Source organism: Gluconobacter sp. P1D12_c (assembly GCF_018812105.1).
GTDB lineage: Bacteria > Pseudomonadota > Alphaproteobacteria > Acetobacterales > Acetobacteraceae > Gluconobacter > Gluconobacter oxydans_A.
The window spans coordinates 1-411 of record NZ_JACSIQ010000608.1 but is presented as its reverse complement, the minus strand read 5'-3'; the positions used below and the strand labels follow the sequence as shown (position 1 = coordinate 411).

General features: G+C 56.9%; 1 protein-coding gene. It reads left to right on the top strand.

Annotated features, from left to right (window positions below):
• Positions 1–411 (top strand): Tn3 family transposase (locus tag KP705_RS18370; protein ID WP_215765342.1); only part of this gene is annotated, 411 nt, incomplete at both ends.

Genomic DNA, 411 nt, shown 5'->3' with positions numbered 1-411 from the left:
TATCAGCGAGGCCGGATACGCCGAAGCCCTTGGCCGTATGGTTGCAGCCCATCGTGGGCTGCCCCTGGCGTCACTCTGGGGAGACGGCACATCGTCCTCAAGTGATGGTCAATTGTTTCATGCAGGTGGCAGAGGCGCTGCGATCAGCGATATCAATGCGCGCAATGGCAGTGAACCGGGCGTCAGTTTCTACACCCACATCTCCGATCAGTATGATCCGTTTTCGACCCGGGTGATTGCGGCGACGGCCGGTGAAGCACCCTATGTTCTGGATGGGCTGCTGTATCATGCCAACGGGCTTTCCATTGAAGAGCATTATACCGACACGGGTGGGGCATCGGATCATGTTTTCGGGCTGATGCCCTTCTTTGGTTATCGATTTGCGCCCAGGATACGGGATCTGAAAGAGCG